Source organism: Roseovarius autotrophicus (assembly GCF_018069895.1).
Lineage (GTDB): Bacteria > Pseudomonadota > Alphaproteobacteria > Rhodobacterales > Rhodobacteraceae > Roseovarius > Roseovarius autotrophicus.
This window is the reverse complement of record NZ_JAGQDH010000007.1, coordinates 79,840-94,181: the sequence shown is the minus strand read 5'-3', so window position 1 is coordinate 94,181 and position 14,342 is coordinate 79,840. Positions and strand designations below refer to the sequence as shown.

Below are 14,342 nucleotides of genomic sequence, written 5' to 3'. Positions count from 1 at the left end.
TGCGGGGCCTGCGGGCCGGTGCCTGTCAGCCCGCGGCCGGATCCGGGGCACTGTAGCCATAGATCGGGTCAAGCCGCTCGGCCATCATCGCGTCGATGGCGGCGATCTGGGCATCGTCGAAATAGTCGCGATATCCGCCGACCTTGGCGCGGCGCACCTTGAAGCTGTCGGGATTGTCCTGATCGCGCGGGGCCATGCGCCCGCCCGAGAGGCGGAACGACTGATCGGTTTCTTTCTTCTTCATGTTCTCGTAAGAGGCGAAATCGACCGCATCCTGCACCTGCGCCCCGGTGGCGGGAATGTCGAGAAACCGCGCCACCCGCGTCATCGCCTCGACGGGATCGGCGCGCATGTCCTCATAGCGCACCAGTTCCAGCGCGCGCACATTGGGCATCTCGCGCGCCCAGAGGTTCATGAAGGCGATGACCTTGGGCAGCCCGCCGCCCTCGTGCATCACGAAATCATAGATCGGGCTGTCGTCGCCGTCGGGCAGGTAGTCGTTGAGCGCCTTCTTGCCCGGCCGCATCCGGTAACGCCACTGAAAGAACTGCGACACCGCCACATCGCGCGGATCGCGCATCAGCAACAACACCTTCTTGTCGTAGAAATCGGACTTGTTGTCGGTGTTGCCGGTATAGTCGCCGATATAGTTGTCATGGGTGAAAAACACGCGCGGGATACGGGCGTCCATGTTGTGGAAGTTGTCGAAGCCGATGAGGATATCCTCGGGCAGGGCGTAAACCTGCTGATAGAGCCGCGAGACCATCACCCGCAACCACGTCCGCCCGCTCTTGCCAAAGGACACGACGACGGCATCGGCGTGCTTGAGGCGCGTGAAATGCTGATAGCCGCGCAACCTGCGCTCGGCGCGCAGCCGGTCCTCGTCGCTGGCGCCCGCAAGGGTAAGCCGCAGGTCGAGCAGGCGGCGCGCGGCCTTGCGCCAGATAACCTTGCTGGCCTCGGGCAGGGTGGCGCGCAGCAGGCGGAATGTGTCGCTCATGGTGTCATCGGGACGGGCGCGCCGTCTCGCCTTCGGTCAAGGGATCATCGGTGCCCCGCTTAGACAGGTTACGGCGATTTTGCGACCGGAAAACGCAAGGCAGGGCGAAATGCCGCCGGACCTAGCCGGAGGCTTCCTCGAGCGCAGCCGCGATCGCCGGGCCGAAGAGCCGCTCGCCGCAGGGGCTGAAATGGTCTACGTCCAAAAAGGTGAGGCATCCGTCCTGCACGAGCGTATCTTCGTCGAAGGCAAGCGCATCAATTAGCGAAATGTAACGATAGGCTGGCTGGCCCGCCGCCTTGGCCTTGAGCCTCTCGTCGAGCACCGCGAAATGCGCCAGTGACACCGGATTGAAGCGCAGCCGGTTGGGGTGGTAGTTTTTCAGGTTGTCGAGATCGACGCGCGCCTCGGCGAAGGGGCCGAGCCAGACCACGTCGAGCATGGCGGGAAACCGCGTGAGATAGGCCGCGGTCACCGCGATGTCATCCATTGCGATGCGCAGGGGTTCGCCGGGGAGGAAGGCCGCGTTCTTGTCACCCTTGCCGCGATGATCGAGGATGTAATGCGAGCCCGAGACGTGGAAGATCACCGAAGCGACGCTGTCGCGGTTTTCTTCCAGAAAGGGCAAGATCGGTTCGTAGGGGCATTCCGGCTTGGGCTTGAATGGGCGGCACCCGCCACGCCAGAGCGCGACGAGGAAAGGCGCAGCATCAGTGCTGCGCAGAGCGTTGAAGATGTTGCTTGTGTGCGAGTCGCCCAGCACCAGCAAAGCGCGGCCATGGGTGCGTGCGCACCTCTCGAAGCGGGCGATGAAGGCGGCATCGGGCTGTTGGGCGGCAAACTGGCATTCTGCCTTGGTCATCGACTGTACAGTGGTTTGTGGCTGGTATTTCTCAAAATTGGCGCGGGTGACGGGATCGAGCCGGTGCTCGAGATAGAAGGCGCGGAAACCCTCGGTCTGCTGCCCCGCCAGTCCCAGCCCGCCGAGCAGCACCATCGACAAGGCCGCCGTTCCGAAAAGGCGACCGGCGGGGACCCCCTGCATCCGGCGGATCGGGCGCTCGACATGGCGCCAGCTCAGCCAGGCGAGTGCGAAGGCAAGCGCGCAGACGCCCAGCATCAGCGCCGTATCGTCGCGCCCGGTGCCGATCCGGGTGAAGGCCAGCAGAGGCACATGCCAGAGGTAGAGCGAATAGCTCACCAGCCCGACGAACACCATCGGGCGCAGGCTGAGCAGCCGACCCGCAAGGCTCTGCGGCGTGGCGCAAAGGATCACCATCACCGCCCCCAGCACCGGCGGAAGGGCGGCAAGGCCCGGAAAGCGCGTTTCGCCGTCATAGGTAAGGATCGCGAAGAGGATGAGCGCCAACCCCAAAAGCGCGCCATGACGCAGCCGTCCGCCCGCCCGCAGCGCCCGCCCGCGCGGCGATGCAAGCCAATAGGCCGCGAGCGCCCCGGCCATCAGTTCCCACAGCCGGGTTTGCAGCATGAAGAAGGCACGATCCGCCTTGCCCTGCGCGATATCCCAATGCGCGAGCGCCAGACTTGCCAGCGCCAGCACGGCAAGGAGCGCCACCTGCCGCCGCACGCCCATGCGCCACGTCAGCAGCACAAGCGCCGGAAAGACGAGGTAGAACTGTTCCTCGACGGCAAGGCTCCAGGTGTGCAGGAGCGGCTTGACCTCGGCGGCGGTGGCGAAATAGCCGCTGATGTCGTAGAAGAACACATTGGCCAGAAACACCGTTGCGGCAACCACGCTGCCTGCGAATTCCGCCATGGCCGAGGGGCCGAGCAGCACGAAGGCCAGCGGGTAGCACGCCGCCATCATCACGAAGAGCGCCGGAAAGATCCGCCGGATGCGGCGCGCGTAGAAATTCACCAGCGAGAAGCGCCCCGCGCGCCGCTCGGCCAGGATGATCGAGGTGATGAGATAGCCCGAGATAACAAAGAACACGTCCACCCCGACAAAGCCGCCGGAGGCCCAGGCGAGCCCCGCGTGATAGAGCACGACCGGCAGGATCGCCACGGCGCGCAGCCCGTCGATCTCGGGCCGGTAGGAGAGGGCATGGTCACTCATCTGTGCGGATCGCGGCGGCTTCAGGCCATGCGCTCCACGGTCTGATATTCCTTGCGGCGGTTCTTGGCAAAGCCGAATTTCTTGCGCCGTCCGGTCTTGGTCGAGGTGACAAGCCGGTAGGAGATATCGGTGTGGCGCATCGCCACCGCATGGAACAGCCCCGCCCACCACGCGGGCTCGCGGAGGGTGCAGTGCACGTTTTCGCCATTGGGCAGGACTTTCACCGCCGGGTAGCAGGCGACGTTGGCATAGACGAACTTGTTGGCATAAGCGAACATCTCGTCCACGATCCAGGGCACGTCCGGGGCGGTGATGTGTTCGAGCACGTCGGTGCAGATCACCCCGTCATAGGCGTGATCGGGCAGGTTCTTGAACGGCTCGTGTCCCGGATCGTAGCAGCGGATTTCCTTGACACCCCAATAGTCCTCGATGCTCGGCACCGTCTCGCCGCTGCGCAGCTTGATGTCGCGGCGCAGATAGCCGCCGCCCTTGCCCGCGCCGTAATCGAGGATGGTTTCCGCGCCTGTGCGCGCGATCATCTCCTTGATGCCCGGCGCGTGCTGAATGAGCATCTTGCCCGAGAACGTGTCCTGTCCGGATTTCTTCGACGAGGTTTCGCCTTCTTCGTGCAGCGTCTCATACATCGCGACCATCTCGCGGTATTCAGGGCTTGGATTGTTGCGACCGTAGCTGCTCATCGTCTTGTCCTCGGTGCTTGGATTGTTCTGGAGGAGCGCATACCCGGTCTTGCCACGGGATTCGACCGCAAATTTTTTCCCCGGGCGACAAGACCGGCTAATTCCCGCAACATCTGCACAAGATGCAGGTGCCAAAACATGCAAACGCCGCGCGGTTTGCCGCGCGGCGTGCCGTCTTCGATATCCGACCTTACTCGGAGAAGGTCGCCAGATAGGCGGCCACGTCCTCGGCGCCCTTGCGCAGCTTGAAGGTCATCTTCGAGCGGCTGCCCAGAAATTCGTTCGGGTCGGTCGAGAAGGCGGCAAGGCTTTCCTCGGTCCAGACCTCGCCGGCCTCGGCCTTGGCCTTCAGCCCGTCGGAATAGCCGAAACCCTCGACGCTGCCTATCACGCGCCCGACCACGCCATAAAGGTTCGGCCCGGTCTTGCCGCCACGCACGATCACCTCGGAGGGGGATTCGATCATGTGGCAGGCCTTGCACTGATTGAAGGTCTTTTCGCCGGCGGCGGCGTCGCCCTCGGCCAAGGCGGGCAGGGCGAGGGTGATGAGGGCGGCAGAGGTGGCAAGCATGGTTTTCATCGTGTCTTCTCTCCGTTGGTTTGTCATGGTCGTCGGGTCGGACCTGTCGGGCAACCTAAACTGCCGTGCCCGCGATGCAAGCCACAAGCGGTAAAAGGCGGCGGATTGCCTCAGCCAAGCGCCTCGGCGAAGCGGCGCCGCAGCGCCGTGTCGAGATCGTCCATGGTGACCGGCAGGCCCAGATCGACAAGGCTGGTCACGCCGTGTTCGGTAATGCCGCAGGGCACGATACCCGAGAAATGTTCGAGCTCCGGCTCGACGTTGATCGAAATGCCGTGAAAGCTGATCCATTTGCGCAGGCGGATGCCGATGGCAGCGATCTTGTCTTCCTGCCGTGCGCCGCTGGCCGTGAGGGGCCGGTCGTCGCGCGCCACCCAGACCCCGACGCGGCCAGGGCGAATCTCGCCACGGATGTTGAACTCGGCCAGGGTGGCGATGACCCATGCCTCAAGCTGGCGCACGAAGCAGCGCACGTCACGTCCGCGCGCGTTGAGATCGAGCATGACATAGACCACCCGCTGTCCGGGGCCGTGATAGGTATATTGCCCGCCGCGCCGGGCCTCGAACACGGGAAAACGGTCAGGCGTGATCAGATCGGCGGGTTTCGCGGAGGTTCCGGCGGTGTAGAGGGCGGGGTGTTCCAGCAGCCAGATCGCCTCGGCGGCCTCTCCGGCGGCGATTCGCGCCACGCGTGCCTCCATTGCGGAAACTGCCGCCGGGTAGGGGATCAGACCGGCGGAATAATGCCATTCCACGCCATTTTGATCGATCGCGAAGGGGCAGTTCAACATTGGCGCGTCACTCGGTGGCGGTTGGGGGTGAAATCCGTGGTAGTCTGGACGACAGTTCCAAGGAATCTGATTAAGGGAGAAGAACAATGGTTACAAAGCGATTTGTCATTGCGGCGCTGATGACGAGCGTCGCGGCCCTGCCCGGCACCCAGGTGGCGGCGGATCTCAAGGACGGGATTGTCGGCGGGCTTGTCGGCGGTGCGGTCAGCGGCATCATCGTCAACGAAAGCGCCAAGGCACGCGAGCGCAACCGCGCGCCCACGACCACGACCACGACCACGCCGCAACAGGTTTACCGCGCGCCCACGGTCTCGAGCCAGCAGGTTCGCGAGGAACAGACCGCGCTCAACTATTTCGGCTTTCCGGCGGGCACGCCGGACGGGGTGAGCGGGCGCAACACCCGCAACGCGATTTCGCAGTATCAGGCGCATATGGGCTATCCCGTTAACGGGTATCTGGCCGAGCACGAGCGGCAATTCCTGATCTCGTCCTATTACCGCGCGCAATCGGGCGGCGTGGCCACGTCGCAACTCATTGCCGAGCGCGGGCAGGGCACGCGCGGATTGCTGCACGCCTATCGCGACGAGGCGGCGGGCGGGCCGCAGGCGCAATCGCCGGTGATGGCCGCGATTCCGCAGGGGGCACAGGTGCAACCTTCGGCGGGGTTCGCCGCGCTGCCCAATTTCATGGCCTCGGGCGGGGACGGGCCGTCGCTGGCCTCGCATTGCAATCAGGTAAGCCTTGTCACCAGTTCGAACGGCGGTTTTGTCACCGCCGCCTCGATGCAGGACCCGCGCCTTGCGCTGAGCGAACAGTTCTGCCTCGCGCGGACCTATGCCATCGCCGAGGGCGAGACCATGGCCGCCTCGCTCAAGGGGATCACCCCCGCCCAGCTTGAGGAGCAGTGCCGTGCCTTCGGCCCGGCGATGCGCGACCATGTTGCGGCGCTCTCGCTTCAGGACCGGGGCGAGGTGATCGACGGTGTGCGCGGCTTCGTGCTCCAGACCGGGCAATCGCCTGCGCAGCTTGCCGGCACCGGCAAGGTCTGCCTTTCGGTTGGCTATCGGGTTGACAACATGGCCGTGGCGCTTGGCTCGGGGCTGCTGCTGACTGCGCTCGGACAAGAGGCCTATGGCGAGTTGATCGGTCATCACCTCAACGAGGGTTTCGGCACGACGCGGCGGCCTGACCTTGCGCAGGGCTGGTATCTTGCCGCGATCGAGGCGATCGAGAACGGCGCGACGCCGGTGTTTGCGCCAGGCAATGACGGGCGCAGCGAGTTGCTGCGCCGTGCGATCCCTGGCGGTGTCGCGGCGCCGGGCGGCACCGTGCAACCCGCCGCCGCCCTGCCGACCTTCAAGCTGGATTGAGGGCTGGCGAACAGGCGATGAAAAAACCGGAGGGGCGATGCGATTTGCCCCTTCACAAGCCCCGGCGCATTGCTTATACGGCGCGACACCTACCTGATCACGTGCGGTCGTGGCGGAATTGGTAGACGCGCAGCGTTGAGGTCGCTGTGGGGTAACTCCCGTGGAAGTTCGAGTCTTCTCGACCGCACCATTCACCCGGCAAGATAAATGGAATATGCCCGGCCGGGCTGCGCTGCATGGTGTTGCGGGCGGGTAGATCAGCGCTTTTCCGGTCAGGTTCACAGGCGGACGGTGCCGCCCGGACATCCCCGCTTGCGCGGGGATGATGAAGGTCGCGAAGGCGGACGGGTCAGCCCTCCATCGCCTCCAACTCGTCGATCATGCCTTCGATCATCGCAAGCCCCTTGTCCCAGAACGACGGATCCGAGGCGTCAAGGCCGAAGGGGGCGAGCAATTCCTTGTGGTGCCTGGAACCGCCCGCGCGCAGCATGTCGAAATACTTCGCCTCGAACCCCTCGGGCGCGGATTCGTAGGCGGCGTAGAGCGCGTTCACCAGGCCATCACCGAAGGCATAGGCATAGACGTAGAAGGGTGAGTGGACGAAATGCGGGATATAGGCCCAGAAGGTCTCATACCCGTCCATGAAATCGAACGCCGGCCCGAGGCTTGTCGCCTGCACCGACATCCAGAGCGCGTTGATGTCGTCGGGCGTCAACTCGCCCTCGCGGCGCGCGGCGTGCAGCTTGCACTCGAAATCGTAGAAGGCGATCTGGCGCACGACCGTGTTGATCATGTCCTCGACCTTGCCCGCGAGCAGCACCTTGCGCTCGGCCTGGTCCTTCGCCCCGGCCAGCAGGCGACGGAAGGTCAGCATCTCGCCAAAAACGCTTGCCGTTTCGGCCAGCGTGAGCGGCGTGGAGGCCAGAAGCTCTCCCTGCGGCGCGGCAAGGCGTTGATGCACGCCATGGCCAAGCTCATGCGCAAGCGTCATCACGTCGCGCGGCTTGCCCAGATAGTTGAGCATCACATAGGGGTGCGCATCGGTCACTGTGGGATGGGCGAAGGCACCGGGCGCCTTGCCCGGCTTCACGCCCGCGTCGATCCAGCCACGCTCAAAAAACGGCGCGGCAAGCTCGGCCATCTCGGGGGCGAAATCGGCATAGGCGGCCATCACCGTCTCGCGCGCCTCCTCCCAGCCGATGAGGCGGGTTTCCTCCATCGGCAGCGGCGCGTTGCGGTCCCAGACCTGCATCCGGTCAAGCCCGAGCCATTTGCGCTTCAACTCGTAATAGCGGTGCGAGAGGCGCGGATAGGCGGCAACGACAGCGTTGCGCAGCGCCTCGACCACCTCAGGTTCGACATCGTTGCTGAGGTGCCGTCCGGTCTGCGCCGTCGGCATCTTGCGCCAGCGGTCGAGCACTTCCTTTTCCTTGGCCTGCGTGTTGTGGACGCGCGAAAAGATGCGGATATTCTCGCCAAAGACGCGGGCCAGTTCGCGCGCGGCGGCCTCGCGTTTGCTGCGGTCATGGTCGGTCAGCAGGTTGAGCGTGCCCTCGATGGTCAGATCCTCGCCATCGACGGTGAACGAAAGGCCCGCGATGGTTTCGTCAAAGAGCCGCTCCCACGCGTCGCCGACAACGCCCAGATCGTGCAGGAACTTCTCCAGCTCGTCCGAAAGCTGATAGGGTTTCATCGCGCGGATGCGGCGCAGGACCGGCGCATAGCGTGCCAGATCGGCGTTTTCGGTATACATCGCCCCAAGGGCGCTCTCATCCAGCCGGTTCAGTTCCAGCGAGAAGAACACCAGAGGCGTGGTGAAATTCGTGACCTTCTCCTGACAATCCGACAGGAACTTGGCCCGCGCGCCATCGGTCGTCTGCTGGTAGTAGCGCAGCCCCGCATAGGACATGATCCGCCCCGCTATGCCGCTGATCGCCTCGTCGCGGTGCAGGCAGTCGAGCAGACCGGCGGCATCGAGTTGGGCCAGCCGGCCCTCGTAATCGGTGGCGAAACTGGCACACGCGTCGCGCAGCCAGTCGAGATCGCGGGCAAGCTCGGGCGCGTCGGGGCTGGTGTAGAGGTCGCTCAGATCCCATTCCGGCAGCGGGCCCAGGTTTCTGGCCCCGGATGGGGCATTGGCGTCGCGGACGGGAAAGGGCAGCGTGAACATGCAGGAACCTCGCGTTGTAATCCGGCATCACACATAGGCGGGGCGACGGCGGGTCTCAACCCCGCATCGCGGCTCAGCCATGATGCGCCAGAAGCGCGCGCAGAGTGTCGAGCGTGTCAATCTCGGTCGCGGGCTTGTCCTGACGCCAGCGCGCCATGCGTGGAAAACGCAGCGCCACGCCGGATTTGTGGCGGGGGCTGGCCTGAATGCCCTCAAAGGCGATCTCGAACACCTGTTCGGGTCGCACCTGCCGAACGGGGCCGAACCTTTCCACCGTGTTGCGCCGCACCCAGGCAGTGATCTGGCGGAACTCGGCATCGGTGAGGCCGGAATAGGCCCTGGTGAATGGCACGAACGCCGCGCCGTCGCGCACGGCAAAGGTGAAATCGGTATAGAGATTGGCGCGCCGCCCATGGCCCGCCTGCGCATAGATCATCACCGCGTCGAGCGTGAGCGGATCGAGCTTCCATTTCCACCAAAAGCCCTTCTTGCGTCCCGCGTGATAGCGGCCCGATCGGCACTTGAGCATCAGCCCTTCGGCGCGGTGATCGCGGGCTGTGGCGCGGGTGGCGGCAAGCGCGTCCCATGTGGCGAAGGGGATCGCGGGTGAGGGGCGCAGGGGTGTGCCCTCGGGCAGGGCGCTTACAAGGGCGTCCAGCCGCGCGCGCCGCTCAGTGAAGGGCAGGCCGCGCAGGTCGCGCCCGGCCTCTTCCAGAAGGTCATAAGCCATGAGGGTCGCGGGGGCCTCGCGCAGCAGGCTTTTCGGCACGCTCTTGCGCGTGATCCGCTTTTGCAGCGCGGCAAAGGGCAGGGGGGCCGCGCCGTCATGGGCAAGGATCTCGCCGTCGATCACGGTGCCCTCGGGCAAGAGGTCGCGCAGGCGCGCCAGTTCCGGAAAGCGATCCGTGATCAGTTCCTCGCCACGCGACCAGATGAAAATCTGTCCGCCGCGCGCGATCACCTGCCCGCGAATACCGTCCCATTTCCACTCCGCCAGCCAGTCACCCGGCGCGCCGAGCGCCTCGGGCACGCCCTCAAGCCCGTAGGCAAGGCAGAACGGATAGGGGCGCGACAGGCTGTCGGCGGGGTCATGGGTGTCGATCAGCGCGGCCCAGGTTGTCGTCTCGGGCGTCCAGTCGCCCATCAGCCGATGCGCGATTTCCACCTCGTCGCGCTCCGTGGCGGCGGCCAGCGCGCGCGTCATCAACCTGCGGCTGACACCGACGCGAAAGCCGCCGGTCAAGAGCTTGTTGAACACCAGCCGTTCCAGCGGCGCCATCCCGTCCCAGGCGGCGAGGATCTGCGCCTTGCGCGTGGCCTCGTCGGCCCCGCTCAGCCCGCGCAGACACGCCATCCACCCGGCAAGCCCCTGATCGTGGCGCGTGGCGGGGGCTGGCAGCACCAACGCGATGGTTTCGGCCAAATCGCCCACCACCGCATAGCTGTCCTCGAAAAGCCACAGCGGTAGCCCCGCGCGCTCTGCCGCCCAGTCCCGCAGTCGCGTGGTGGTGATCGCGCGGCGCGGGCGGCGGCCCGAGAAAAGCGCGGCGCACCAAAGGCGGTCGGCGTCGGGGGCGCTGCGGAAATAGCTCTCCAGCGCCGCGAGCTTGACGGTGGTGCGCGTGCTTTGGTCAAGCGCGGCATAGAGGGCGGCGAAGTCCTTCATGCTTCTTCCTCCTCCAGGCTCTCGCCGGTGAATTCGGTGCGCAAGACGCGCGCGTCATAGCCTTGCGAGGCCAGCCAGCGCGCGAACACCTCCGTGTAGCCATGGGTGACATGGACGGTCCCGGCCCCGGTCGCGGCGATGGCACGGTTGAGGCCCGCCCAGTCGGCATGGTCGGAGATGACAAAACCGCGGTCGGCGGCGCGCCTGCGGCGCACGCCCCGAAGCCGCATCCAGCCGCTGGCCAGCGCGGACGAGGCGGGGCGAAACCGCCGCGCCCAGGGGCCCGCCAACGCGCCGGGCGGGGCCATGACCAGCGCGCCGCGCATCGCGCGCAGGTCGGTCGCCTGGGTGACGTGTTGCGTTTCGGGAAGCGAGAAGCCCTGCGCGCGCAGCACCGCATTGGTGGCCTCGATCGCGCCATGGGTGAGGATCGGCGCAATGCCTGGGTCGAGTATCGCAAGCACCCGCTGCGCCTTGCCAAGCGCATAGGCGCCAAGCAGCGAAAACCGCCCTTCGGCGGCATTGGCGGCCCACCAGCCGTTGATCTCGCGCGCCACATCCTCTGGGTCGGGCCAGTCGAAGACCGGCAGGCCAAAGGTGCATTCGGTGACGAAATGATGGCAGCGCACCGGCTCGAACGGGGTTGAGAGCGGGTCATGTTCCAGCTTGTAATCGCCCGAGACGACCCAGACCTCGCCCGCCACCTCGACCCGGATCTGCGCCGAGCCGGGGACGTGGCCCGCCGGGTGAAACGACACGTTCGCCCCGCCGATCCGGCGCATCTCGCCATAGCGGATCGTGTCGAGCGTGATCGCGCCAAGCCGGTGGCGCATCACGGGTCCGGCGATGTCAGTGGCGAGATAGGCGCCGTGCCCGCCCCTGGCGTGATCGGTGTGGCCATGGGTAATGAGCGCGCGCGCCACCGGGCGCCACGGGTCGATGTGGAAATCGCCGGAAGGGCAGTAGAGGCCGTTTGGTGTGAGGGTCAGGACCATGGCGCAATTCTAGCGCAGCTTGCGCACGGGGCCAGCCCTTGCGCCGGGGCGCGGGCGGGATATGGTGCGCGGGTAACGCAAGACGGAGGGACAGGCGATGCGGTTTGCACGATATGGTGCGCGGGGGCAGGAGCGGCCCGCGATCCTGGATGGCGAGGGGCGGCTGAGAGACCTTTCCGGCGTGGTGCCCGATCTGGCGGGCGCGGTGCTGGGCAAGCTGCCGCGCGTCGATCCGGAGACGCTGCCGCTGGTCGAGGGCACGCCGCGCCTTGGCGTGCCGGTGGCGGGTGTGGGCAAGATCGTGGGCATCGGCCTCAACTACAGCGATCACGCGGCCGAACTCGGGGCCGAGCCGCCGAAGGAGCCGGTGGTGTTCCTCAAGGCGATCACGGCACTCAATGGCCCTTACGACCCGGTGATTCTGCCGCGCGGCTCTCGGAAAGGTGACTGGGAGGTGGAACTGGGCATCGTTATCGGCACCCGCGCGAAATATGTGACCGAGGCGGATGCTCTTTCGCATGTGGCGGGCTACACGATCGTCAACGATGTCTCGGAGCGGGCGCTGCAACTCGAAGGCTCGGGACAATGGACCAAGGGCAAGAGCAGCGACACCTTCGCGCCGGTGGGGCCGTGGCTGGTGACGCCCGACGAACTGGATGTGCAGGCGCTTGACCTCGTGACAGAGGTGAACGGCGAGGCCATGCAGACCGGCAGCACATCGCGCATGATCTTTGGCGTCGCTGAAATCGTCTCCTATCTCAGCGGGTTGATGACGCTGGAGCCGGGCGATATCATCGCCACGGGCACGCCGCCGGGGGTGGGCATGGGCCACAAGCCGCCGCGTTTCCTGAAAGACGGCGACGAGATGGTGCTGCGCATCACCGGGCTGGGCGAGCAGCGGGTGCAGGTGCAGGCGCAGCGATAGGGCGGGGCTGGGCTTGGCCTTCTGCTGACGCGAAGGGCCGGGCATCAATGCGCGGGATAAAGGCGCGGAATGCGCCGCCGCGCATTGGCAGCAAGCACCTGGCTGTCCGCTCAATGCCACTCTTGACCGCGCCATCCCCGAACCGGGCGACGACGGCCCGGTCAGGACACTGCCGCCGCCCGTGCCGTGCCCGCATTCCCGTAGAAATCGCAGATCATGCCGAACAGCCGTGCCTGCGTGGCGGGCGTGTCCATCAGCGTCTCGTGGCGCCCGCCGGGGACGATCTCGAAGTGGCTGCCCGGCCAGCGGGTCATGCGGTCATGCACGCGCCCCGCGTCGACGATATCTTCGTCGCTGCCGATGATGGTAAGGCATGACAGCGCCGGCGAGGGCATGCGGGCCAGGGCGCGCGTCTCCTTCAGCGCCTCGTGAAGCCAGCGCAGGCTGGGCCCGCCAAGGCCAAGTTCAGGATGCGCCCGAAGCTGGCAGGCCATGTACTCCCACATGTTGCGGTCATTGGTCAGCTTGTTGGTCTCGAACGGTTCGGTCAGGACGTAATGCTCGGGGCGGGTGCTGGGGGCGTAGAGATGACCGAGGCCGATCTGGCGCACGCTCCAGGCCAGGGACCAGGCCACCGGGCGCAGCGCCTGTGACATCTGGATGCCCCACATCGGCGCGGAAAAGACGGCGCTGCTGACGTCAAGCCCGGCCATCACTGCGCGCAGACCGATACAGCCGCCCATGGAATGCGCGAGCAGATGCCAGGGGCGCGGCAGGTCGAGCGCGCGCGCGGCGTGCATCATTGCGGCCACGTCGTGTTGATAATCCTCGAAATGGTGGACATGGCCCGCCATCGCATCATCAACGAGCCGGTCGGCCAGACCCTGCCCGCGCCAGTCGATCGCGAGGGTGGCAAATCCGCGCGCGGCGAATTTTTGCGCGGCACGACCGTATTTCTCGATGTACTCGGTGCGCCCCGGAAAGAGCAGCACCGTGCCCTTCGTGGCCGCGCGGTGCCAAAGCCCCAACCGGAGACGCGCACCGTCCGCCGCGCGCAGCCAGAAAGCAGCCCCGTCGCCGGGGCCGTCCGCCACCTCCGCGAAGAGCGGCGCCGATTCCATCAGGCGAGCACGCTGCCGAGTTTCATCGCCATCCCCATGTCGCCGTCAACCGAGAGCCGCCCGGACATGAACGCCGCCGTCGGGTCCAGATCGCCCGAGAGAATCGCCTCGAACGTGTCGGCATCAGCCGAGAGTGTCACCTCGGTGTCATCGTCGCTGGCGCGCGCGCCAGCGCCATCGACAACGATGCTGCCTTCGCCCTCGATCACGAATTTCGCGGCTCCTTCGAACCCGTCATCGCCCATCTTTTCATTAAGCGCCTTCACGGCGGCTGCAATCACGTCGCTCATCTGTGCATCCTTTCACGATTGCCATGACGGGGCTTTGTTTCCCGGCATTCTGCGCTACATTGCGCGTGTTATGGGAAACGTCATCAAATATCTCAACCGTATCGTTGCGGCATCTCTGGCGGTAGTCACGATTTCCTTACCCGCCTGGGCCGAGGATAACCGGCTTGACGCGCTTTTCGCGCAGCTTTCCGCGGCCGAACCGGCCGAGGCGCGGCGGATTGCCGCCGAGATCGAACTTGAATGGTCGCGCTCGGGCTCTGCGGCGATGGACCTGCTCCTGCGCCGGGGCGAGGATGCGATCGAGGCGGGCGATCTGGCCATGGCGATCGAACATCTGAGTGCGGCGATCGATCACGCGCCCGATTTCGCCGAAGCCTGGCATCTGCGTTCGGTCGCGTTTTTCCAGCAGGAACGCTATGGTCTGGCGCTCCATGACATAGAGCAGGCCCTGGCGCGCGAGCCGCGCCATTTCAATGCGATGTTCGGTCTTGGCGTGCTGATGGACCGCCTGGGAGAACCCGCGCTTGCGCGCGAGGCGCTGTTGCGCGCCCATGCTATACATCCCCATCACAAGGACGTAAGCGAGACCCTGGAGCGCGTGTCGCGCAAGCTGGGCGGCGCGGACCTCTGATCAGGGCCACAGGCGAAAGGAACGGGGC

General features: G+C 65.8%; 13 protein-coding genes and 1 tRNA gene. 4 read left to right on the top strand and 10 right to left on the bottom strand.

Annotated elements, in window-relative coordinates; translation table 11 throughout:
- Positions 1 to 25: 25 nt before the first annotated feature.
- From KAK09_RS10095 to lipB, 5 genes are all read right to left on the bottom strand, one after another.
- A complete protein-coding gene (locus KAK09_RS10095) occupies positions 26 to 1,000 on the bottom strand; it encodes a sulfotransferase domain-containing protein (RefSeq protein ID WP_210878812.1) in 975 nt (324 codons plus the stop codon).
- A 121-nt stretch (positions 1,001 to 1,121) separates the two neighbouring features.
- Positions 1,122 to 3,077 carry an acyltransferase family protein gene (locus KAK09_RS10090; protein WP_210878811.1) on the bottom strand — a complete coding sequence of 652 codons (1,956 nt, stop codon included), beginning with the start codon at positions 3,075 to 3,077 and terminating at the stop codon, positions 1,122 to 1,124.
- Positions 3,078 to 3,097: 20 nt separating this feature from the next.
- Entirely contained in the window at positions 3,098 to 3,775 is a 678-nt protein-coding gene (locus KAK09_RS10085) for a class I SAM-dependent methyltransferase (protein WP_210878810.1), read from the bottom strand.
- Positions 3,776 to 3,965: 190 nt separating this feature from the next.
- A complete protein-coding gene (locus KAK09_RS10080) occupies positions 3,966 to 4,355 on the bottom strand; it encodes a c-type cytochrome (RefSeq protein ID WP_210878809.1) in 390 nt (129 codons plus the stop codon).
- A gap of 110 nt (positions 4,356 to 4,465) precedes the next feature.
- Entirely contained in the window at positions 4,466 to 5,146 is a 681-nt protein-coding gene (gene lipB, locus KAK09_RS10075; protein ID WP_210878808.1) for a lipoyl(octanoyl) transferase LipB, read from the bottom strand.
- An 86-nt stretch (positions 5,147 to 5,232) separates the two neighbouring features.
- On the opposite strand from lipB, the gene KAK09_RS10070 reads away from it, so the two are divergent.
- Together KAK09_RS10070 and KAK09_RS10065 are read left to right on the top strand one after the other, a co-directional pair.
- Entirely contained in the window at positions 5,233 to 6,516 is a 1,284-nt protein-coding gene (locus KAK09_RS10070; protein ID WP_210878807.1) for a peptidoglycan-binding domain-containing protein, read from the top strand.
- 103 nt (positions 6,517 to 6,619) lie between these two features.
- Positions 6,620 to 6,706 (top strand) — tRNA-Leu (locus KAK09_RS10065).
- Positions 6,707 to 6,865: 159 nt separating this feature from the next.
- Here KAK09_RS10065 and KAK09_RS10060 read toward each other — a convergent pair.
- The 3 genes from KAK09_RS10060 to KAK09_RS10050 form a co-directional block, all read right to left on the bottom strand.
- Positions 6,866 to 8,686 (bottom strand): M3 family oligoendopeptidase, encoded by a 1,821-nt coding sequence (locus KAK09_RS10060; RefSeq protein ID WP_210878806.1) that lies wholly within the window; start codon positions 8,684 to 8,686, stop codon positions 6,866 to 6,868.
- 73 nt (positions 8,687 to 8,759) lie between these two features.
- Positions 8,760 to 10,352 (bottom strand): ATP-dependent DNA ligase, encoded by a 1,593-nt coding sequence (locus KAK09_RS10055; protein WP_210878805.1) that lies wholly within the window; start codon positions 10,350 to 10,352, stop codon positions 8,760 to 8,762.
- Entirely contained in the window at positions 10,349 to 11,347 is a 999-nt protein-coding gene (locus KAK09_RS10050; protein ID WP_210878804.1) for a ligase-associated DNA damage response exonuclease, read from the bottom strand. The genes KAK09_RS10055 and KAK09_RS10050 overlap by 4 nt, the downstream gene beginning before the upstream one ends.
- A gap of 97 nt (positions 11,348 to 11,444) precedes the next feature.
- Between KAK09_RS10050 and KAK09_RS10045 the strand changes: the two genes are divergently transcribed.
- Positions 11,445 to 12,272, top strand: a complete 828-nt coding sequence (locus KAK09_RS10045) for a fumarylacetoacetate hydrolase family protein (RefSeq protein WP_210878803.1) — start codon at positions 11,445 to 11,447, stop codon at positions 12,270 to 12,272.
- 161 nt (positions 12,273 to 12,433) lie between these two features.
- Here KAK09_RS10045 and KAK09_RS10040 read toward each other — a convergent pair whose 3' ends face one another.
- Positions 12,434 to 13,393, bottom strand: coding sequence for an alpha/beta fold hydrolase (locus KAK09_RS10040; RefSeq protein ID WP_210878802.1), 960 nt, complete (start codon positions 13,391 to 13,393; stop codon positions 12,434 to 12,436).
- Positions 13,393 to 13,683, bottom strand: coding sequence for an SCP2 sterol-binding domain-containing protein (locus KAK09_RS10035; RefSeq protein WP_210878801.1), 291 nt, complete (start codon positions 13,681 to 13,683; stop codon positions 13,393 to 13,395). The genes KAK09_RS10040 and KAK09_RS10035 overlap by 1 nt, the downstream gene beginning before the upstream one ends.
- Positions 13,684 to 13,753: 70 nt before the next feature.
- On the opposite strand from KAK09_RS10035, the gene KAK09_RS10030 reads away from it, so the two are divergent.
- Complete coding sequence (locus KAK09_RS10030) at positions 13,754 to 14,314, top strand: tetratricopeptide repeat protein (protein WP_210878800.1); 561 nt, start codon at positions 13,754 to 13,756, stop codon at positions 14,312 to 14,314.
- Positions 14,315 to 14,342: the final 28 nt, after the last annotated feature.